At 75.2% G+C, this 19,615-nt stretch carries 24 protein-coding genes and 1 pseudogene; 5 read left to right on the forward strand and 20 right to left on the reverse strand.

The window, feature by feature from the left end; all coding sequences use genetic code 11:
* Positions 1-212 precede the first annotated feature (212 nt).
* Positions 213-779, forward strand: a complete 567-nt coding sequence (locus tag ABZ793_RS27380) for a DUF4232 domain-containing protein (protein ID WP_357462076.1) — start codon at positions 213-215, stop codon at positions 777-779.
* Positions 780-791: 12 nt separating this feature from the next.
* On the opposite strand, the gene ABZ793_RS27385 is transcribed toward ABZ793_RS27380, so the two are convergent.
* Complete coding sequence (locus tag ABZ793_RS27385) at positions 792-1,667, reverse strand: ABC transporter permease subunit (protein ID WP_357462077.1); 876 nt, start codon at positions 1,665-1,667, stop codon at positions 792-794.
* Positions 1,664-4,528, reverse strand: coding sequence for an alpha/beta fold hydrolase (locus ABZ793_RS27390; protein WP_357462078.1), 2,865 nt, complete (start codon positions 4,526-4,528; stop codon positions 1,664-1,666). The genes ABZ793_RS27385 and ABZ793_RS27390 overlap by 4 nt, the downstream gene beginning before the upstream one ends.
* 406 nt (positions 4,529-4,934) lie before the next feature.
* Between ABZ793_RS27390 and ABZ793_RS27395 the strand changes: the two genes are divergently transcribed.
* Positions 4,935-5,519: a hypothetical protein gene (locus ABZ793_RS27395; RefSeq protein ID WP_357462118.1), complete on the forward strand. Its 585-nt coding sequence runs from the start codon at positions 4,935-4,937 to the stop codon at positions 5,517-5,519.
* A gap of 87 nt (positions 5,520-5,606) precedes the next feature.
* The gene (locus tag ABZ793_RS27400; protein ID WP_357462079.1) at positions 5,607-8,000 is read left to right on the forward strand and encodes an AAA family ATPase; all 2,394 of its coding nucleotides are present in this window, start codon (positions 5,607-5,609) and stop codon (positions 7,998-8,000) included.
* An 8-nt stretch (positions 8,001-8,008) separates the two neighbouring features.
* On the opposite strand, the gene ABZ793_RS27405 is transcribed toward ABZ793_RS27400, so the two are convergent.
* Both ABZ793_RS27405 and ABZ793_RS27410 read right to left on the reverse strand, forming a co-directional pair.
* A complete protein-coding gene (locus ABZ793_RS27405) occupies positions 8,009-8,203 on the reverse strand; it encodes a DUF397 domain-containing protein (protein WP_357462080.1) in 195 nt (64 codons plus the stop codon).
* Complete coding sequence (locus ABZ793_RS27410; RefSeq protein ID WP_357462081.1) at positions 8,191-8,937, reverse strand: DUF5753 domain-containing protein; 747 nt, start codon at positions 8,935-8,937, stop codon at positions 8,191-8,193. The genes ABZ793_RS27405 and ABZ793_RS27410 overlap by 13 nt, the downstream gene beginning before the upstream one ends.
* Before the next feature lie 381 nt (positions 8,938-9,318).
* On the opposite strand from ABZ793_RS27410, the gene ABZ793_RS27415 reads away from it, so the two are divergent.
* Complete coding sequence (locus ABZ793_RS27415; protein ID WP_357462082.1) at positions 9,319-9,552, forward strand: hypothetical protein; 234 nt, start codon at positions 9,319-9,321, stop codon at positions 9,550-9,552.
* Positions 9,549-9,794 carry a flavin reductase gene (locus ABZ793_RS27420; protein ID WP_357462083.1) on the forward strand — a complete coding sequence of 82 codons (246 nt, stop codon included), beginning with the start codon at positions 9,549-9,551 and terminating at the stop codon, positions 9,792-9,794. Before ABZ793_RS27415 ends, ABZ793_RS27420 begins: the two co-directional genes overlap by 4 nt.
* Before the next feature lie 59 nt (positions 9,795-9,853).
* Here the strand turns inward: ABZ793_RS27420 and ABZ793_RS27425 are convergent, their stop codons facing one another.
* From ABZ793_RS27425 to ABZ793_RS27500, 16 genes and pseudogenes are all read right to left on the reverse strand, one after another.
* Positions 9,854-10,288, reverse strand: a complete 435-nt coding sequence (locus ABZ793_RS27425) for a gas vesicle protein K (protein ID WP_357462084.1) — start codon at positions 10,286-10,288, stop codon at positions 9,854-9,856.
* The gene (locus tag ABZ793_RS27430; protein ID WP_357462085.1) at positions 10,285-10,542 is read right to left on the reverse strand and encodes a gas vesicle protein; all 258 of its coding nucleotides are present in this window, start codon (positions 10,540-10,542) and stop codon (positions 10,285-10,287) included. The genes ABZ793_RS27425 and ABZ793_RS27430 overlap by 4 nt, the downstream gene beginning before the upstream one ends.
* Before the next feature lie 40 nt (positions 10,543-10,582).
* Positions 10,583-11,422 (reverse strand): GvpL/GvpF family gas vesicle protein, encoded by an 840-nt coding sequence (locus ABZ793_RS27435; RefSeq protein WP_357462086.1) that lies wholly within the window; start codon positions 11,420-11,422, stop codon positions 10,583-10,585.
* Entirely contained in the window at positions 11,406-11,774 is a 369-nt protein-coding gene (gene gvpJ, locus ABZ793_RS27440) for a gas vesicle protein GvpJ (protein ID WP_357462087.1), read from the reverse strand. The genes ABZ793_RS27435 and gvpJ (ABZ793_RS27440) overlap by 17 nt, the downstream gene beginning before the upstream one ends.
* 1 nt (position 11,775) lies before the next feature.
* Entirely contained in the window at positions 11,776-12,135 is a 360-nt protein-coding gene (locus ABZ793_RS27445) for a gas vesicle protein (RefSeq protein ID WP_357462088.1), read from the reverse strand.
* Positions 12,095-12,433, reverse strand: a complete 339-nt coding sequence (locus ABZ793_RS27450) for a gas vesicle protein GvpG (RefSeq protein ID WP_357462089.1) — start codon at positions 12,431-12,433, stop codon at positions 12,095-12,097. Before ABZ793_RS27450 ends, ABZ793_RS27445 begins: the two co-directional genes overlap by 41 nt.
* A 3-nt stretch (positions 12,434-12,436) precedes the next feature.
* Complete coding sequence (locus tag ABZ793_RS27455) at positions 12,437-13,192, reverse strand: GvpL/GvpF family gas vesicle protein (RefSeq protein ID WP_357462090.1); 756 nt, start codon at positions 13,190-13,192, stop codon at positions 12,437-12,439.
* Positions 13,193-13,445: 253 nt separating this feature from the next.
* A pseudogene (gene gvpJ / locus ABZ793_RS27460) lies at positions 13,446-13,655 on the reverse strand (gas vesicle protein GvpJ); the annotation flags it as partial.
* 2 nt (positions 13,656-13,657) lie between these two features.
* A complete protein-coding gene (locus ABZ793_RS27465; RefSeq protein ID WP_357462091.1) occupies positions 13,658-14,830 on the reverse strand; it encodes an SRPBCC family protein in 1,173 nt (390 codons plus the stop codon).
* Between the two features lie 2 nt (positions 14,831-14,832).
* Positions 14,833-15,216: a hypothetical protein gene (locus tag ABZ793_RS27470; protein WP_357462092.1), complete on the reverse strand. Its 384-nt coding sequence runs from the start codon at positions 15,214-15,216 to the stop codon at positions 14,833-14,835.
* Positions 15,217-15,487: 271 nt separating this feature from the next.
* Complete coding sequence (locus tag ABZ793_RS27475) at positions 15,488-15,997, reverse strand: GNAT family N-acetyltransferase (RefSeq protein WP_357462093.1); 510 nt, start codon at positions 15,995-15,997, stop codon at positions 15,488-15,490.
* Positions 15,998-16,156: 159 nt separating this feature from the next.
* A complete protein-coding gene (locus ABZ793_RS27480; protein WP_357462094.1) occupies positions 16,157-17,053 on the reverse strand; it encodes a hypothetical protein in 897 nt (298 codons plus the stop codon).
* A complete protein-coding gene (locus ABZ793_RS27485) occupies positions 17,022-17,684 on the reverse strand; it encodes a DUF3618 domain-containing protein (RefSeq protein ID WP_357462095.1) in 663 nt (220 codons plus the stop codon). The genes ABZ793_RS27480 and ABZ793_RS27485 overlap by 32 nt, the downstream gene beginning before the upstream one ends.
* A gap of 22 nt (positions 17,685-17,706) precedes the next feature.
* Positions 17,707-18,102, reverse strand: coding sequence for a phage holin family protein (locus tag ABZ793_RS27490; protein WP_357462096.1), 396 nt, complete (start codon positions 18,100-18,102; stop codon positions 17,707-17,709).
* The gene (locus ABZ793_RS27495; RefSeq protein ID WP_357462097.1) at positions 18,099-18,830 is read right to left on the reverse strand and encodes a hypothetical protein; all 732 of its coding nucleotides are present in this window, start codon (positions 18,828-18,830) and stop codon (positions 18,099-18,101) included. The genes ABZ793_RS27490 and ABZ793_RS27495 overlap by 4 nt, the downstream gene beginning before the upstream one ends.
* A gap of 191 nt (positions 18,831-19,021) precedes the next feature.
* The gene (locus ABZ793_RS27500) at positions 19,022-19,480 is read right to left on the reverse strand and encodes a DUF3263 domain-containing protein (RefSeq protein ID WP_357462098.1); all 459 of its coding nucleotides are present in this window, start codon (positions 19,478-19,480) and stop codon (positions 19,022-19,024) included.
* Between the last annotated feature and the right edge of the window lie 135 nt (positions 19,481-19,615).

The raw sequence follows: 19,615 nt of genomic DNA on the forward strand, positions 1-19,615 counted from the left end.
GCGGGTGTCCGAGCCCGGCGGGCGCCGGCCGGTGCGATGATCAGGCGATGGCAGTCCCCGCGCGCCGATCCGCACCGCGTTCGCCCGGTGGAGTTCCAGGTCCGGCACGGACGGTTGGGGTCGCAATCGTCGGCCTCGCCCTGCTCGGCGCCTGCTCCCCCGCGACCGAACCGTCGTCGGTCGATCCGGCGCCGCCGCCGATGCCAAGGGCCATGCCGACAGGGGCGCCGACCACGGCGCCGACGGCGACCGAGGCCGCGACCGAGTGCCCGGCATCCGGCGTACGGATCACGTCGCCGGGCAGCAGCGCCGCGATGGGTCTGCGCGCGCTCGGCCTGCGACTGGTCAACTGCGGCACGAGGCCCTACCCGCTCGACGGCTACCCGGTGCTGCGCCTGTTCGACGGCGACGGCAATCCGATACCGGTCCGGGTGGTCGAGGGGGCCAAGGAGATCACGTCGGGCTTCGACGACCCGCCCCGGCCGCTGACCCTGCGCCCCGGCGAGCAGGCTGGCGCCGCCGTGCTCTGGCGCAACCTGGTCACCGACCCGACCGTCGTCGCCACCGACGGCGAGCGCCTGGAGGTCGCGCCCGCCGCCGGCCGGGCCGCGCAGTTCGTCGGCCTGGACGGGCCGATCGATCTCGGCAACACGGGCCGGATCGGAGTCAGCGCCTGGAAGAAGGCGACCGACCCGGCACCGACGCCGACCCGGCCGCTGCCGGACACCTCGGACCCGGGCGGCCCGGAGTCGAGCAGCCCGGTGCCGCCGCTGCTCTGAGCCGCCCGAGCGTCAGCTGGTGACGTCCTTGCGGGTGAAGCGCCAGAAGGCGAGGCCCCAGAACAGCGTCGTGTAGCTGATCGCCGAGATGGCGCCGCGTACCACGTCGTCGGTCTGCACCGGCGTCGACAGCAGTCCCAGCCAGGCGGTGGCGTAGTGGGTCGGCAGGAACGCGCGCAGCGCGCCGAGCGCGGTGATCTGGTCGAGGATGCTGGAGAGGATCCACAGCAGCACCGCGCCGCCGACCGCGCCGAGCGCGGCGTCCGTGACCACCGACAGCAGGAACGCCAGGCCGGCCACGACCAGGAGTACGACGGCCAGGTAGCCGAGCACGCCCAGCAGCCGCAACAGCCCCTCCCCCGGTTCGAGCTGGGCGGCGACGGTGCTGCGCAGCGGCTCCCACCCGTAGCGCAGCGTGCCGATCAGCAGGGCCGTGCCGGCGAGCAGCGCCAGCGCCAACGCCGAGTAGACGAGCGCGACCAGCAGCTTCACCGCCAGCAGCCGGGCCCGGGGCACCGGCACCGCGAGCAGGTAGCGCAGGCTGCCCCAGCTCGCCTCGCTGGCCACCGTGTCCCCGAAGAACAGCGCCACCACCACGACCAGCAGGAACGACGCCGACACGAAGATGGTGAACAGGGTGAAGTTCAGCCCGCCCGAGGTGGCGAACTCGACCAGGCTGCCGAACTCCCCGCGCCCGTTGTCGTCGTCGTCGCCCGTGTCGAACTGGAAGGCGATCAGGATGATCAGCGGCAGCAGCACCATGAACCCGAGCGCGAGCTGCGTACGCCGCCGGGATGCCTGCCGCCGGAACTCGGCGCCGAACGGCAGGGTGGCCGACGGCCGGTAACCCGCCGCCGCGCCCACCGTGGGTGACGTCCCCGCCATCATCGGTCCCCGCTTCCCCGAGAGTTCTCACCGACCAGGGCGAGGAACGCGTCCTCCAGGCGGCGCCGCGGCACCACCCGGTCCACCCCGATGCCGGCCCGGACCAGCTCGGCGACCACCTCGCTGCGGGCGGTCCCGTTGGTGTCCACCACGAGCTGGCCCTCGCCGTCGGGAAGTACCCGCACCCCGTGCAGGCCGTCCAGCACCGCCCGGGCGGCCGCCGGGTCGGTCACCTCGAAGAGCACGCTCGGCGACTCGCCGACGATCTCCTCGACCGGGCCGGAGGCGACGATCCGGCCCTTGTTCACCACCACCGCGTGCGTGCAGGTCTGCTCCACCTCGGCCAACAGGTGGCTGGAGACCAGCACCGCCCGGCCGTCGGTGGCGTAGCGCTGCAACACCCGGCGCATCTCCGCGATCTGCGGCGGGTCGAGCCCGTCGGTCGGCTCGTCCAGCACCAGCAGCTCGGGCAGGCCCAGCATCGCCTGCGCGATGGCGAGGCGCTGCTTCATGCCGTGGCTGTAGTTCTTGATCCTGCGATGCACGGAGTCGCCCAGGCCGGCGATCTCCAGGGCCTCGTCGAAGTGCGCGTCCTCGGCCGGCCGCCCGGTGGCCCGCCAGTACGCCCTCAGGTTCTCCAGGCCGGACAGGTGCGGCAGGAAGCCCGGCCCCTCGACCAGCGCGCCGATCCGGGACAGCACCGGCGAGCCGGGCACCAGCCGGTGCCCGAAGACGTAGATCTCGCCGGCCGTGGGCTGGGTCAGCCCCATCAGCACCCGCAGCGTGGTGGTCTTGCCGGCGCCGTTGGGGCCGAGCAGGCCGACGACCTGGCCGGGATGCACCTCGAAGTCCACGTTGGAAACGGCGACGAAGCCGTCCGCGTACTCCTTGCGGAGCTGCCGCACGGCGAGCGGGACGCCCGCGTACGCCGGGTGGACGGAGCTGTCCTGGCGGCGGTGCCGGCGGCGGGCCACGGTCACGACCGCGACGAGCCCGACCGCGATCGCGGCGACCAGCCCGACCAGCACCCACCGCCACACCGTGGCGGCGGTGGGGATCGGTTCGCCGGCGACGGTCGGCAGGCCGACCGCGCCGCCGGCCGCGACGGTGTGGACGGTGGGCTCGACCGGGGTGGCGTACGCCTGGTCGGAGGTCGCCACCACGACGCGCAGCCGATGTCCCGCCTCGACGCGACGGACGATCGCCGGCAGCGTGACGGTGACCGGCTGCGCCGCCTCGATCTCGCGCGGCAGGCCGGTGAGCCGGACCGGGGCGACCAGGCCGTTGGGCAGGGTGGCCGCGCCGTTGGGGTCGACGTCGTAGAGCTTGACGAAGAGCACCGCCTCGCCGGTCGGTGACGCCGCCCGGATGTCCACGGTCGGCGCGCCCACCACGTCCACCGCCTCGGTCAGCGGCTCCGACTCGAACCGGGCGTGCTGGCCGGGGATGTCCCCGGCGACGCCGCCGAGCAGGGACGACAACTCGCCGGCGAAGGGCACCGAGGAGATGGCGGCGGGGTTGCCGGCCGGCGGATTGGCGACCGGCTGGGCCGGGCCGGCCACCGGGACGTCGCGGCGGGCCGTGCCGGCGACGCCCGGGTAGTCGGCGGTGCGGTAGCCGGTGGCCACCAGGCCCCGGTCAAGGGCGTCGAAGCCGGCGATGCGGGACCAGGTGAAGTCGTCCCCCGGGGCCTCGCCCTCACCCTTGACGTAGTGGTCGAGCCACTGCACGGTCAGGAACTTCACCCGGTCCGAGTCGGTCCGCGGGCCCTCGCCGCCGTCGTGTCCGCCGGTGAACCAGGCCACCCGGACGGGCGTGCCGGCGGCGGCGATGCCGCGCGCGTTGGCGTCCGCCTCGCCGAGCGGGAAGAGGGTGTCGGCCGCGCCCTGCACCAGCAGGGTCGGCGCCTTGATGCGGTCCAGCACGCCGGCCGGGCTGGACCGGCGCAGCAGGTCCACGGCGGCCTGGTCGGCCCGGCCGGTGGTGGCGATCCGCAGGTACGCGGCGCAGATGTCGGCGGCGAACCGGCCGCACGCCGGGTCGGCGGCCCTGGCCGGGGCGGGTCCGGGGCCGGTGCCCGGGCCGGCGCCGGGCCCCGGGCTGGGCGGGCCGGCGGAGGCGGGCGCCCCCTCGGGCTGCGCGGCGCTGGCCCCGGAGAGCCCGGCCGGCCCGGAGCCGACGTTGCCGCCGCCGCCGAAGAAGAGGCCGGCCCAGCCGGACTTGAACACGCCCTCGGTGGGCTGCTTGCCCGTGCTCTCGGGCAGGAAGGAACGGGACAGGTCGTGCCAGGTGATCGTCGGGACGATCGCGTCGACGCGCTGGTCCTGCGCGGCGAGCAGCAGCGCCAGGCCGCCGCCGTACGAGCCGCCGACGACGCCGACCCTCGGGTCACCGTCGCCGTCGGTGCGGATCTCGGGGCGGTCGGCGAGCCAGTCCAGCAGCCGCTGGGCGTCGCGTACCTCGTAGTCGGGGTGGTCCAGGTGGATCTGCCCGCCGCTGCGGCCGAAGCCCCGCGCGGTCCAGGTGAGCACCGCGTACCCGCGCCCGGCGAACTCCTCGGCGTCGGCGCGTACGGACTCCTTGGTGCCGCCGAACCCGTGCGCCAGCAGCACCGCCGGCACCCTGTCGGCCGCCGAGGCGTCCTCGGGCAGGTAGAGCGTGGTGTCCAGGTCGACGTGCTCGTCCCCCGTCGGCCCGGAGGCGACGTTCACGATCGCCGCCTCGGTGCGCACGGCCGGCTCCCGCGGCACCACCGCCCAGGTCACGGCGGCGGCGAGCAGCACGACGGCCGCCGCCGCGGCGACCGCGCGCCGGCGGGTGGGCAGGGCACGCCGGATCCACGCGGCCGACGACGGCGATCTCATGCGGCACACGGTACGGCCCGAACCCTGAGCGTTGGCTGAGATCCTCCGTACGGCCGTCCGGTTGGTCCGATCGGCGGCCGGACCGGTGCGACCGCCGCAGGTCTCCGACCCTCCCGGCAAGACGAGTTCGGATCACGTGAATTCCGATCTTCGGCGGGAAATCCCCTCCGATCCATCCATGCCACTCTCCTGAACGGCACCCAGCGTGGCCGGTGACGGACGAACGGTCACCTGGCGCCTCTTGACGGAAAGCTGACCGTTCGACGACCGGACCGCCCCTCGCTGGTCGGTTAATTTCCGGTCCGGTGCACGGGACTCCACGGTCGACACCCGATCGGGCCACCCGGCGCGGAAGACCTGGGTTGGCCGGCGGTTCGACCCGTTTCACCCGAAGGGGGCGGTCGTGATGAGAGGTGGACTGGACGAGACACTGGCCCGGTTGGCCCGGCGCGAGGAGGCGCTGCGCCGGCGGGCCGCCGACCAGGGCGGGGCGGCGGACGGGGAGGCCGCCGCACCGCCGGCAGCGCCGGACGGGGTGGCCCGGGCCTGCGCCCGGGTCCGCACGTCGCACTCGGAGCCGCTCGCCGACGGTCGGGGCGAGGCCCGCAACGCCGGGCCCGGCTGGGGCGACGCCCGGCGGGCCGGCGAGCCCCGCGACCCGGTGGCGGAGGTCGCCGACGCCGTCCGCCGGGTGGTGGTGGGGCACCCCGGCATGGCCGTCACCATTCGGGTCGAGCACGACCGGAAGGCGTACCCGCTGCGGATCGCCTGGACCGGCACGGGCGTGACGGTCGGCGCGGAGAAGCCTGCCGTACCGCCGACAGCGGCGGGGCCGGCGGCGGCGGGGCCGACAGCGGCGGGGCCGGCGTTGGGCAGGACGCCGCCGGCCTGGACGCCCGGCCGGGAGGGGCTGGGCGCCGACCCGGCGGCGCGGCTGACCGAGCTGCTCCGCAACGACCCGTCCCTGCTCGACGACGGTTCCGGCGGTTAGACAGCGCGTCGTGCGGGAGCACGACGCAGGGCTGCCCGCCTCGGAGCGCGACGGGTGCCGGATGACATCGGGAGCTAGGGTCGGGCGGTGGCGGAACCCGACCTGACCCTGACCGCGAGCCTGCGGCCGGCCGCGCTGGACGCCCGACGGGGCATCGTCCGGCTGCACCCGGAGGTGCTCACCGCGCTGGCGCTGCGCCCGGGCGACCCGGTGCGCCTGGCCGGCCGGCGGGTGACCGCCGGGATCGTCGCGGCCGACCCGGCCGCGAGCACCGCCCTGCTCCACGCCGACGACCTGATGCTGGGCAACCTCGGCGTCCGCGACGGCGGCCAGGTGACGGTGAGCCCGCTCCCGGTCACCGCGGCCCGCCGCGTGGTCCTCGCCGGGCCGGCGCCGGTCGCCGCCGTGGTCTCCCCCGAGATGCTCCGGCTGGCCCTGCTCGGCAAGGTGGTGACAACCGGGGACGACGTGTCGCTGCTGCCGCAGGACGTCCTGCCCGACGCCTCGGTACGCAGCCTGGTGGAGGCCGCCCGTCGCAGCCTCTCCAACAGCGTCGGCTACGCCTGGACCAGCACCCTGCTCACGGTGGTCGCCGCCGAGCCCGGCACCGGCTCCCTGGTCACCATGGACACCGTCGTCAGCTGGGAACACGGCCCGGCGACCCACGGCTCCGCCGGCACGGCGGGCTCGCCGGTCGCCCGGGCCACCGGCGCGGCGGGCGAATTCGGTCAGGCCGCCGGCGCGGCAGGCCCCGGCCGGGCCGCCGGACCCGGCAGCGGACCGGGGGGCGGGCCGGCGCACGTCGGCGCGGCCGACCTGGGCACCGGTGGCCCCGCCGCCCGGCGTGGACCGGTGACCGCGGACGTCACGAGCCGTGCCGGCGCGGGCGACGGCGCCACGAAGGCGGACGAGGAGGCCGTGCCCTCGGTGGACGAGCTGCCCGGGCTGCGGTCCCAGGCCGAGGAGCTGACCGAGCTGCTCGACCTCGGCTTCCACCACCGCGAGGTGCTCGGCCGGCTGGGCACCACCGTCTCGCTGGGCGTACTGGTCGCCGGGCCGGCCGGCTCCGGCAAGGCGGCGCTGGTGCGCGCCGTGGCCGCCCGGGTCGGGGCCCGGGTCTGCCCGCTCTGGGCGCCCGAGTTGGCCGCGCTGACCAACCAGGCCGCCGCCGACCGGCTGCGCGCGGCCGCGGCCGAGACGCAGGCCGGCGGGCCGGCGGTGCTGCTGGTCACCGACGTGGAGGCGCTCGCCCCGGCCGACGGACCGGGGCCCGTGGCCACCGTGTTCCGCCAGGTGATCGCCGAGACCGTCCGGGCCGGCGCGGCAGTGGTCTGCACCACCGGCCGGCCCGAGGCCGTCGACCCGGCGCTGCGCGCCCCGGACCTGCTCTCGCTGCGGATCAGCGTCCCGCTGCCGGACCCGGCGCTGCGCCGGGACCAGTTGACCGTGCTGACCCGGCAGGTCCCGCTCGCCGAGGACGTGCGGCTCGACGAGGTCGCCGGGCGTACCCCCGGCTTCGTCGCCGCCGACCTGGCCGCGCTGGTGCGCGAGGCCGGGGTGCGCGCCGCGCTGCGGCAGAAGTCGGCCGAGACGCCGACGGTGGCGATGACCGACTTCACCGCCGCCCTGGAGGTGGTCCGGCCGACCACCATGGCGGCGTCCACCCTGGAGCTGGCCTCGGTGACCCTCGACGACGTGGGCGACCTGACGGAGGTCAAGGAGACGCTGACCGAGTCGGTGCTCTGGCCGCTGACCTACCCGGACACCTTCGCCCGGCTCGGCGTGCAGCCGCCACGCGGGGTGCTCCTCTACGGCCCCCCGGGCTGCGGCAAGACCTACCTGGTCACCGCGCTGGCCGGGTCAGGCCGGGCGAACGTGCTCTCGGTCAAGGGCGCGGAGCTGCTGTCGAAGTGGGTGGGCGAGAGCGAGCGCGCCGTCCGCGAGCTGTTCCGCCGGGCCCGCGAGGCCGCGCCCACGCTGGTCTTCCTCGACGAGGTGGACGCGCTCGCGCCGGTGCGCGGCCAGGCCAGCGACGGCGGTACGACCGACCGCGTGGTCGCCGCGCTGCTCACCGAGCTGGACGGGGTGGAGGCGCTGCGCAACGTGGTGGTGGTCGGCGCGACGAACCGGCCCGACCTGGTGGACCCGGCGCTGCTGCGACCCGGGCGGCTGGAACGGCTGGTCTACGTGCCGCCGCCGGACGGGCCGGCGCGGGCGGAGATCCTGCGCGCCGCGTCGCGGAACGTGCCGCTGGCGCCGGAGGTGGACCTGGCAGCGCTGGGCGCGGAGCTGGACGGCTTCTCGGCGGCGGACTGCGCCGCACTGGTACGGGAGGCGGCGCTGGCGGCCATGCGGGAGTCACTGACCGCCTCCACGGTCACCGCCGCGCACGTGGCGACGGCCCGCTCCCGGGTCCGCCCGTCCCTGGACCCGACCCAGGTCGCCTGGCTCGCGGCGTACGCGGAGAAGCGCGCCGGCTGACCCTCCCGTCAGGCCCGCTCGGTGACCTGGGCGACGAACACGCGCCAGGCTGTCGGGGTGAACGCCAGCGTTCCGCCCTCGCGGTCCTTCGTGTCGCGTACCAGGACGACGCCCGGGAGGTTGTCGGCGACCTCGACGCAGTCACCGCCGTTCGAGCTGCTACGGGTGCTCTTGCGCCATTGGGCGCCGCTCAGGTCAGCCATGATCTTGCCTTCAGGAAGTCGATGGTCTGGCGGCGAGGGAGTGCCACCGAGCGCAGCGTATCCCAGACGGACCAAAGGGCGGCGGTGTCGTTTGTCAACCGCCCGGCGGCCTGGTCGTCGAGATACGCCACGTCGCCATCGTCGGTCGTGGCGATGACGAACGGCCCCGCCTGTCCGGCGTGTATGCCCGCGTCGAGGGGCAGCACATGCAGGAGAACGTTGGGTCGCTGCGCCATCGCGACCAGGTGGTCCAGTTGTGGCCGCATAAGGTCGGGGTCCCCACGCCGTAGTGCGAACTCATCTATGACCGCGATGAAGAGTGGCGGTTTGCGCCGGTCAAGGACCGCCGCTTGTCGGCGTAACCGTGTCTCGACGTAGTCGCCGACCTCATCCGGCCCGAGCAGCCCGCTACTAAGGACCGCCGAGGCGTACTCAGGCGTCTGCAACAGACCGGGAATCACCGCCACTTGAAACGCGCGCAGAGCGGTCGCTTGAAGCTCTGTCTCAACCCAGGGCCGCAGCCACGCGGGCTCACGCCGTTTGAAAACGTCCGGCCAAAGGTCCTCTACCTCCCGCCCCAGGGCGGCGGCGGCAGCAGCACGGTGGCGCGGATGTGGGGTCCGCCCCGGTGTGATCCACCGGGCGATCGTCTTCGGATCGACGCCCACCTGCTCGGCGAGGCTTTCCGCTGTCTCGCCTCTGTCAGCCATCGCTGCTCGTAGGGCCTGGTTCATGCGGGCCTCCCGACGGACGTCCTCAACGTCTTCAGAACTTATATCTACGGAGTGTGGCCGTCCAGATTCAGGGAGCGAGGGTGATCCCCATAGGACGGCACGGCCGGTGGTGGAGACCGAACCCGGCGGCTGTGCCAGTCGGGGGCCGCCTCGGCGGCAGGGCGGGGCGGCCCCTTCCAGACTCAGCAAGGAGGTCCCTATGCCACTTCGGTTCTGGCGCTGCAAGCCCGCGCCGACGTCGTCCCCTCTTCCGCGTCGGGTTCCACCCAACGAGCGTCCAAACTGGGCGACGGCTCCGACCACGGTCTTCCCGACCAACGACCCCGGTCGCGCCGGGAACCTGACCCGCGCCCAACAGCGGCGCGCGAACGGGGGCCAGCGGTGAGCCTGGTTGTCGGTCACGTCATCCGAGTCCCAGAGGACTCCTATCGCTTCGGCACCGGCCCGCTGACGCTGCACATCTCCGAGGTCATCAGTCGCGGAGAGTTCGAGGGTGCGACATGGGCCGAGCTGAAAGGCCGCGAGGTCCGCGAGGACGGATCGCTCGCCGTCCGCGAGCGGTACGCCTTCGTCCGCGTCGACCGCGTCCAGCCCGTGGAGGTGCGGTCGCTGTGACCCGCCGCCCCGAACACCTTCCGTCCCGCCCCACCTGGCGGTGCACCGCCTGCGGCATCGCCTGGCCCTGCTCGCCCGCGAAGCTGCGCCTCCTCGCCGAGTACCGGCAGGATCGCACCGCCCTGCTGGTCTACCTGGCGACCTTGCAGGCCGAGGCCGCGGGACAGCTCGCCGGTCCGGACAGCGGCACGCCGTCGGACAGGCTGGCCGAGCGCTTCACCGGCTGGGCCCGCCCCCGGTGACCGGCCCTCCGACCCGTCCGCCTCCTTCCCTGGTGGGAGCCCGACCGGGGCGGGCGGTGTCAGTCGGTGGGCAGCAGGGGGCCGAGCGGGCCCAGGTCGAGGTTGAGGTCCTCGGCGGCCAGGCCGAAGTACTCGCGCAGGCCCGTCATCTGCTCCTCCAGCGCCATCAGCGTCGTGCCGATCCGCTCGACCTGCTCCTCGGTGAGGTCGCCGAGGTCGACGCGGCGCAGCGCCTGCCGCTCCATGAGCTGCCGCAGCAGCTCGATCACGGTGAGCACGAGGCTGGCCAGCCCCCGCTCGACGGAGTCCCGGTCGACCGCGAGCCGGCGGTCCAGCGGGGTCACCCGGGGCGGCTGCCACCGGGTGTCGCCCAGCGCGGCGGCCAGTTCGGCGGCCTCGTCCCGGCGGGTCCCGGCACCTGAGGCGGTGATGCCGCCGCCCCGGGTGTTCCCCGCGCCGCCCGGGGCGTTCGGGCCGCCGTCCGGGGCGGTCATGCCAGTGCCCCCGGCGACCCGGCAGTCCCCTCCACCGCGGCGTCCCGCAGCTCGGGCGGGGCGAGCGCGCCGACGGAGGCGACCAGGGCGCGCAGGGAGATCCGGACCAGGTCGACGTCGGCGATGGCGATGGTGATGTCGCCGCTGATCACCACGCCGGTGGCGAGGACCCGGTCCAGCAGGTCCACCAGCGCCACCGGCCGGTAGGCCAGCGGGTCGTCGGCGCTGCTCGGCGCGAGCGAGGTGGTCACCACGCCGGCCCCCGGGCGGTCGGCGCGGCGGCGCGGCGGGCGGTCAGCACGCCGGCTCCCGCACGGTCAGCGCCGGCTCGGGCGGTCGCTCCTCGGCGAAGGAGTACGGCGGCCACGGCCCGGTCAGCTCCAACCGGATCTCCGGGTGCCGCCCGGCGAGCGTGTCGACCAGCCGGCTGAAGGCGGCGAGCGCCTCCTGCCCGACCAGGTACGCCCCGTTGAGCACCATGGCGGTGGGCGCGCCGGAGAGCCGGCGGTCCTGCGGCGGGTGCCGCCGGGCGGCCACCGCGTGCCCGGCGAGGGCCGCGTGCACGGCGGCGGCGGCGTCGGCGGCGATCCGCTGCCCCTCCTCCCGGGCGGTGAGCTGGGCCCGGCGCCGCCGCAGGTACGCCGCCCCGGCCCCGCCCGACCCCTCGGGCTCCGCCGCCCGGGGCGTGGCGCCGGGCACGACGTAGCCCTTGACGCCCCACTCGTCCCGGCCGGCGAGCCGGTCGAGCAGGGCGGTCAGCTCGGCCCGGCGGGCGGCGAGCTGGCCCGCCACCCGGGCGTCGTCGTGGTGCACGGTGGCCAGCCGGGCGGGCACCACCGCGCCGGCCCGGGACAGCGCGGCCACCACCGCGTGGTGCGCCCGGGCGGCGCGCTCCAGCCAGGCCAGGTCCTCCAGGTTGCGGCGCAGCGCCTCCTCGCCGTACTCGGTCAGCGGCGCGGTGCTGACCACGGCGACCAGCCCGGCGGCCGGCACCGCGCGTACCGGCGCGCCGTCCATCCCGGCGGTCACGGCGAGCAGGGCCGGGTCCACCTCCCGCGTCACGCCGTGCAGCCACACCCCGGCGTCCAGGTGTGCCGCCGGGCCGGCGGACGCGAGGTCAGCCGTCGATCTCATCCCACTCCTCCCTCCGGGCGGCCCGCCGGGCGACCCGGGGGCGGCGCTCCGCCTCCACCTGCTCCGGGTCCCGCGGGCCGGGCTCGACCGGCGGCCTCGCCCGCGAGCTGAGCCACGGGTCGTGTTCCCACCAGTCGATGCCGATCTGCCGTGCCGTGTCGACGGAGGCGATGACCAGCCGGAGCTTGAGCGTCAGCAGCTCGATGTCGAGCAGGCTGACCCGGATGTCGCCGGCGATCACGATGCCCCGGTCGAGCACCCGTTCCAGGATGTCGCCGAGGTTGGCCGGCTCGTGCCCGGCTGGCAGGACCTGGCCGGAGTTCTGCACCACCGGTGGCGGTTGCACGGTCATCTCAGCCCACCTCGCCCTTCCCGCGCTGGTAGCGCCGCACCCGCCGGTAGCCGAGCAGGCCGCCCTCCAGGTCCAGTTCCACCTCGTAGAGGCCGAGCAGGTCGGTGGAGGCGGGGATCCGGCGGTCCTCGATCACCTCCACCCCGACCAGCCAGCCGTCCCGCACCGACTTCAGCGAGGTGGTCCCCACCGGGTCCCGGCCGGTCAGCTCGACGATCTGCCGCATCCCCTCTCGGGCGGCCTCGGCGGCCGAGATCGGTTCGAGGTACTCCTCCTCGTCGTCGTACCGGTCGTCGTCGTACCGGTCGTCCGGCTCGTTCCTACGTGCCCGGCCGCCGTCGCCGCGGATCCGGTCCGCCATGCCGCTCACCTCCCTCGCCGCCGTCGCGCGGCACCCGCCGCGCCCGTTCCGCGCCGGCCCGCCGGCGGGGGCGGGCGGCGCCGGTCAGCCGCTCCAGCACCTGCTGCTGCCCCCGGTCCCGCTCCGCGGCGGTGATCTCCCCGGCGGCCTCCGCCGCGTCCAGCGCCTCCAGCTCGCGCCGGACGTCGACCGGGTTGCGCTGCCGCGACTCCGCCTCCCGGGCGATCACCTTGACCACGGCGGTCACCCCCCGCACCGGCGCGTACGGCAGGGTCAGCAGCGTCCAGAGAATGTCCACCGGTCACTCCACCAACTGGTGGGCGCTGACGAAGTCGTACGGGGCGAGCGGGCCGAGCAGGCGCGTGCGGAGCAGCTCCCGGCGCTGCTCGGCGTACTCCTCGACGGCCGCGACGAACTCGTCCTCCCGGTCCCACTCGACCAGGAAGGCGGCGTTCGCCGCGTCCAACTCGTTGCTCGGCGGTCGCGGCGCGCTCGCCACGACGAGCGGGCCGAGAGCGTCGACGAGCTGCCGGTTCTCCGCCTCGCGGCGCAGCTCCACCGCCTGGCTGATGATCTCGCCGAGCCGGATCCGCTGCGGCCGGGTGGCCGCCTCCGGCTGCCCGCGCACCTGGTCGCCCAGCTCGGCCGCGGCCGGGTTTTCCGCCAGGATCTCCGCGATCAGCTCCGGCTCGTGGTAGCGGCCGTGCACGACGTACTGGATCCGCCCCTCGAACTCGTCGAGGGCCGCGGCGAACCGTTCGTGGTGCGCCTCCAGCAGGTCGGCCACCGCGTCGGGGCCGGTGACGACCGTGCCGAAACGCACCGGCAGCACCGGGGCCACGGCCGCCGTGCCGTCCACGAGTTCCTGGTACGCGGTCAGGTCCGCCGGCCGGCCGATCGGCTCGGTCAGGCTCACCTCGCTGACCAGCGCGGCCAGCTCGCCGTGCCGGATCGCGGCCACCGCCCCGGGCGGGTCGCCGATGCCGGCGGCGTCCGGGGTCGGCTCCACGTCGGAGGGCACGATGCCGTAGATGAACAGTCCGGTCTCCTCGGCCATCTCAACGCTCCTCGTCCCGGCGCCGCCGGGGCCGGTCGAGGTCGCGATCCCGGTCGCGATCCCCGTCGAGGTCGCGATCACGATCCCGGTCGTCGGAGCCGAGTTCGCCGACGGCGTCCCGGACCGCACCGCCGATCGCGCCGACGGTCTTGCCGATCCCGGACGCCGCCTTGCGGGCGCCGACCGCCCCGGAAGCACCCTCGACCAGGTCGGGCAGCCCCTTCTGGCCCTTCGGCGTGATGTCGAACCGGTCGACCGCCTCGGCGAAGCGCAGGTACGTCTCCACGCTGGCGATGACGATCCGGGCGTTGATCTCCAGCAACTGGATGCCGACCACGGCGACCGACACCTGCGCGTCGATCACCACGCCCTTGTCCAGCACCGTCTCGACGACGTCGGCCAGGCTGGAACCCGCTCCGCCGCGCTCCAGCGCGCCGCCGGCGTGATCCTCACTCGTTACGATCGTCACTCCCGCTCCTCCCGTCGACGGCGGACCACGGGCCGGCGGGGCGCCTCCGGGGCGCGTCGCGGTCGGGGCTCCTCGCGGGGCCGGGGCTCCTCGCGCGGCTGCGGGCGGCGGGCCCGCTCCGGGGTGCGGCGACGCGGCGGCGGCTGCTCCTCCTCCGGCTCCTCCTCGTACTCGTCGTAGTCGCCCTCGTCGTACTCGTCCTCGTACTCCTCCTCGGCCGGACGGCGCCGCAGCGGCGGCCGACGACGGCCACGCTCGGCGGGCCGGCGCTCCGCGCGCGGCTCCTCCGCGGCCTCCTCGGCCTGCTCCTGCCGGTCGCGCTCCTCCTGCTCCTCGCGCAGGGCGGTCTCGTGGTCCCTGACCACCTGCCCGTCCTCGATCTCGCCCCGCCAGCCCTGCACCGAGTCCGGATCGAGGACGGTCTGCGTCATCACGTGCCGGACGAAGTGCTTCAGCTCCAGCCGGACGCGGCGGCCCTGCGCGCGCCACAGGTTGCCGGTGTGCTCGAAGAGCCCCTGCGGGTGGTACTCCAGCACGACCAGGATCCGGGTCAGGTCGGGCGACAGCTCGTGGAAGCTGACCGTGCCGTCGACCGAGCCCTTCTCGCCCTTCGAGCGCCAGTGGATCAGCTTGTCGGGGATCTGCCGGACGATGGTCGACTCCCAGGTGCGGTGCGACCAGAAGACCTGCGCCTTCCAGGTCAGCTTCTCGTCCGCCTCGGTGTCGACGTTCTCGACCTTCCTCATGAAGCTCGGGAAGTCGCCGAACCGGGTCCACTGGTCGTACGCGACCCGGACGGGCACGCCGACCTCGATCGCCTCCACGATGTTGGTGACCTTGAGCTTCTTCCCGCCGCCCTTGCCGCCCTTGCCGCTCCGGCTGAGAGCCGACATCACCTTCTCCTTACCGCCGGCCAGCCCGGCATGGACCAACGCCTTCACCGGCGACCCGCCCTCGGCGAGCTTCTGCGCACCCGTCGCGGCGGCGATCAGGCCAGGACCGCCGCCCTGCTTCGCGTAGTCGCTGAGGCGTCCGGTCGCGCCGGTGATCCGCTCCGTCACCACCTGCACGGCACGTTCGCCGATGGCGCTCGCCAGGTTCCGCGCCTCGCCGGCGAGCTGGCCCCGGACCTTGTCGCCGAGGCCGCCGGGGTTCGTGGTGTCCGCCATGGTCACCGCCCCCGCTGGTCGGCGTCGGTGTCCCGGTCCGGCCGGTCGTCCGACCCGTCGTCGGGCGCGGCGGCGCCGCCCTTGCGGCGCAGCGCGTCGGCCGAGCCGCGCAGCTTGCCGCTGAGCGCGTCGATGCCGCTGCCGGCCGCGGCGGTCGCGGCCGCCTTGGAGGCGGCGGCGAGCGGGCCGCCGAGGCGGCCGAGGTTCGCCAGTTGGGGGGACGACTGCAACAGGTTGCCGCCCGCCTTCAGCAGCCCGCCCGGCTCCCGGCTGGCGCGGCCGGCCGCGACCGCGGCGGCCAGGGTGAGGGCGGTACGCAACTTGCGTCGACGGCCGAGCAGGTAGCCGAAGCCCACCGCGAGCCCGATTCGTGCTCCGCTGTTCATCAGTTCTCCTTCGCTCCCCGGAGCGGCAGACACCTGACGGCAGCGGTCGAAAATGGCCGCCGGGGATCAGCACGTGCCGGACCGCAATCAGGTGTCCCGTTCAATCGGACCCGGCGGGCAGTACCCGGTGGCCTATCGGCGAAACATTTCCGCCTTTTCCCGGAACCATTTCCGGAGCCCACGGCACGGCCCTCGCCAATCGCGCAAATCGGGCAGTCGGACCGCTACGAGCAGCGAGAACCTCAGAAAGGAAAGACCTGACGAATGGTCGTCACAAAGCGGGCGGCGTCGAATCGAGGCATATCTCGGCGTGCACTTTGCCGTTACCCTCGCGCAATTTTGCCCCGCACTTGGAGAGCACCGACAACGCCCCGTGATTGTCGACGGTGGTCTCCGCGACCACGAGCCGCATTCCGGCCGCCGCCGCCTCGTTCAACAGCTCACGCAAAGCGGCCGGCCCGATGCCCTGGCCCCGGGCGGACCGGCCGAGCCACATCCCGGTCTCGACGGCGCCCGGCTCGTCGCGGCGGCTCATCCGGATCATGCCGACCACCTCGCCGCCGACGAGGATCGCGTACATCTGGGTCCCGGTGGGGCCGCTCAGGCCGGCGAAGCTCGCCCGGTGGAACTCGCGGAACGCCTCCCGGCGGGCGTGCGACCAACCCGCCGGAGCCTCCACCGGCGGCATCACGTCGCCGGGCTCCGCCTCGGCAGCCGCTACGGAGAGCAACGGCTCCAGGTTCCGCTCGTCCACCGGCTCCAACCGGACCGTTCCCGCCACGTGCCGCAGTCTGCCGGCCCCACCGGCCCAAGTCCACCCCATCGGACTCCGACTGGCGGTCCGGCGGAAGGTACCGGCCGGTCGGACCGCATCGTGTTCCGCCTCACGCTCCGCTGTCGGCGGCACCCACCGGCGCCCCGGCCGGCCGTCCCGCGCGGGTCACGGGGCGTCGGTGTCGAACTCGCAGAGCACCACGGAGGCGTCGTCGGCCGGCTTGTGCCGGCGCAGCCGGTCCGGGTGGTCGCGCTCCGCCGCGCGTACCCGGTCCACCAGCGCGCCCGGGCCGTCGGCGCTCACCACGTCCAGCAGCCCCGCCCAGTCGAGGAGACCGAACTGCTCCACCACGGCCGACGCGCCGTCGCTGAGCAGCGCCGCCCGGCGTACGGCACCCGGCCCGCGCAGCGGCAGCGTCCCGGTCACCGCGTGGAACGCCGCGTCCGGGTCGGCGGCCGCCACCCAGTAGCCGTGGGTCCGGTTCATCCGCTTTCGCTGCACGGCGACCGCCTGCCGGAACCGGGTGGCCCGGTCGGCCGGACCGGTCGGCGCCGCCGCCGTGGCCCGCAACTCCGCCATCGCGGCGTCCAGCCGGTCGTCGGTGACCACGCTCACCCGGCCGCCGGCCTCCAGCACCAGCGGGCTGTCGCAGAGCACCAGGTAGTCGAGGTGGTCGCCGCCGTCGCGCAGCAGGCAGACCGTGCTCGACGGGGTGCCCGGGTGGTCCAGGTCGCACTCGTCGCCGTGGTCGGACCGGACGGCCAGGATCGCCGCCGCCAGGTTGCTCATCAGCGTCGCCGTCGGGCGGATCGCCTCGGCCAGCCCCAGCCGGGCCGCGAGGTGCCGGACGTACCAGGACGGCCCGTGCACGCAGCCGGTGTCGAAGCCCTCCGGCACGGTGGCGCCGTCCAGGACGCCGACCAGCGGCCCGAACCGGAAGACCAGGTCCTCGTTGACCGGCCGGCCGGGTGGCGGCGCGGACGCGGAGCGTACCCGCATCGTCCGCGCCGCCCCGACCACCCGGGTCGCCTCAGCGGCGACGGAGGTCGTCGGCGGCCGCATGCGCCTGCCCCTGCATCTGGTGGGCGGCCGACCGGCCCTGCTCCCGTACGGCCGACGCACCCCCGACGGCCGTGGAGCCCACCGCCTGCGCCGCACGCTGCGCCGGCTCGCGCATGTTGTCGCGCATGTTGTCGCGCATCTGGTGGCCGACCTGGCTCGCCTGCTGGCGCAACTGCCCGGAGTGCTCGGTCACCTTGCCCCTGGCCTGCCCGGCCAACTGCCGTTCGGGCCGGCTGGGCGGAATCAGCGACGAGACCAGCAGCCCGGCGCCGAAGGCGATCAGGCCGGCGGCGAGGGGGTTGCCCTGCGCCTGCTGGCGGGACTGCTGCCCCAGCGAACGGGCGTCGTCCCGCACCGACATGGCCGCGTGCGACATCTGCTCGCGGGACTGCTCCCCGAACGCCCGCGCCGACTCGGTCGCGTGCGACATGCGCTGACCTGCGCCGTGCCCGTCCGACTGCACGCCCATCACCTTCTCCCTGGCCCGGGTGAGCGCGCCACGGGCCTGCCCGACGCGCTCACCGGCGACCCGCCGCGGGTTGACCTTGTCGGCCAGCGCGTCGACGTCGCTGCTCAGTTCGTTCCGGGTGTTCTCGATCTCCGACCGGATCCGGTCCGGATCGTTGGACATGATCTGCTCCCTCCCGGCTGGTTCACCGGCCTCGCACCGCGTTCGGCATCTCCCGTGCGGTCTGTCTCGTCCTGGGCAGCACCGAGCGGAGCTGCGCCATCTTCTTCCGCGCGTTGACGAGCAGGCCACCGGCGACCGCGGCCCAGATGACGGCCACGATCAGCGCGGCCCAGCCCTGGTCCATCACGTTCGACAGTCCCCACCACAGCGCGTACGACACGAACAGCACCGTCAGGAAGCCGGCCAGTGCGGCACCGCCGAACATCCCGGCGGCCTTGCCCGCCCGGGTCGCCTCCTCGCGCAGCTCGGCCTTGGCCAGTTCGATCTCCTTGCGGACCAGCGTGGAGACGTCCCGGGTCACGTCGCCGAGCAGGTCGCCGACCGACGCCTGGGTCCGCTCCTTCTCCGGGGCGCTCACGGCGCCACCCCGCCCGGGATGTCCGGCCCCGGCCGGCCGGGCGGCGAGGCGTTGCGCACCCGGGCCATCCCGGTGTACGCCTCCTCGCGCGGGTACGCCTCGCTACGCGGGTACGCCTCCTCGGCCGTGTACGGCGCCTCGACCGCCCGCTCGTACGGCTGCGGCCCGCCGGTCCCGGGCTCGGCGCCCGGCATCGGCGTCGACGGCTGACCGGCGCCCCGCGCCCCGTCGCCGGAGGCGGTGAGGTTCCGGGTGAGCCGCCCGACGAGCACCCCGGCCACGGCCGCGCCGGCCAGGAAGGTCCCCGGGTGCCGGCGCGCGTACGACCGCACCTCGTCGACCACCGCCCCGGGCTCGCGTTCGTCGAGCCAGCCGGCCGCCTGCTGGGCGGCGTCCGCCGCGCGGCGGACCATCTGGGCGGCCATCCCGGAGTCCTCGCTCCGCTCCGCCATCGAGCCGAGTTCGCGCCCGATGCCACGCAGCCCGTCGGCGGCCCGCCGCTGCTGCGCCTGGGCCTGGTCGCGCAACTGCGTACCGGCCTCACCGGTCAGGTTCCGCGCCTGCCGCCGGGCCTCGGAGACGACCTGTCCGCCCTGTTCCGCGGCCGCGTGCGCGACCTGCCCGCCGGCCTGGGCCGCGTGGTGCCCGACCCGGGATGCCTGCTGCCGGGCCTGCTGCCCGGTGCCGGTCGCACCGTCCGGTGGCCGGCTCGGGTTGATTCCCGTCATCGCCCGCTCCCTCCGTCGGCCCCGGGCCGCAGGGTCACGACCCGGAACGTGAACCAGCCGCGGGACGCGGCGGGTTCGTCAGCCGCCTACCCACACGGCTCGTCGGCATTCCGTCCCGCCGGTCTGGGCAGGAGGGGAAACCGGACCGGACGCCCGACCCGGACGGAACCGGCCACGCGGCGGGACAGGGGTCAGCGGCGGCGGTTGCGGGCCCGGGAGGAGCGCAGCCGGCGCAGCCGGCCGACCAGCACCGGCTCGGCGGCCAGCGCGGCCGGGTTGTCCAGCAGCGCGTTCAGCAACTGGTAGTAGCGGGTGGCGGAGAGGCCGAAGGTGTCCCGGATGGCCTGTTCCTTGGCGCCGGCGTGCCGCCACCACTGCTGCTCGAAGGCGAGGATGCCCCGCTCCCGCTCCGTGAGCCCGCCGGCCGGCCGGTCGTCCGCCGGGGCGTCGGTCTCCCCGGGCGGCGTCCCGGCCGCACCCGCGCCCGGCCCGGCCGCCGTGCGGGGCTGCGGCACGGCCGGAACTCCGGGGTCGGAGCCCGACCGGGGCTGGGGGACGAGGGTGCCCGCGTCGTGCGCCTCGCCCGTCGCGTCCGCCCGGTCCGCCGTGGACGGCTCGGTGGCGGCCGGGGCGGCGTCGGCGGGCTGCATGGCGCTCCTCATGGGCAGGCCGGCGGCACACCACGACGCCGACCGGGGGGGACCCCAGCCTAACCAGGGCCCACCCGGTTCGCATCGGACGACAGTGCCGCAACGTGACCGGGCCGGTTCGCCCCGTGTCCGCCG

Source organism: Micromonospora sp. NPDC047465 (assembly GCF_040643125.1).
Classification (GTDB): domain Bacteria; phylum Actinomycetota; class Actinomycetes; order Mycobacteriales; family Micromonosporaceae; genus Micromonospora.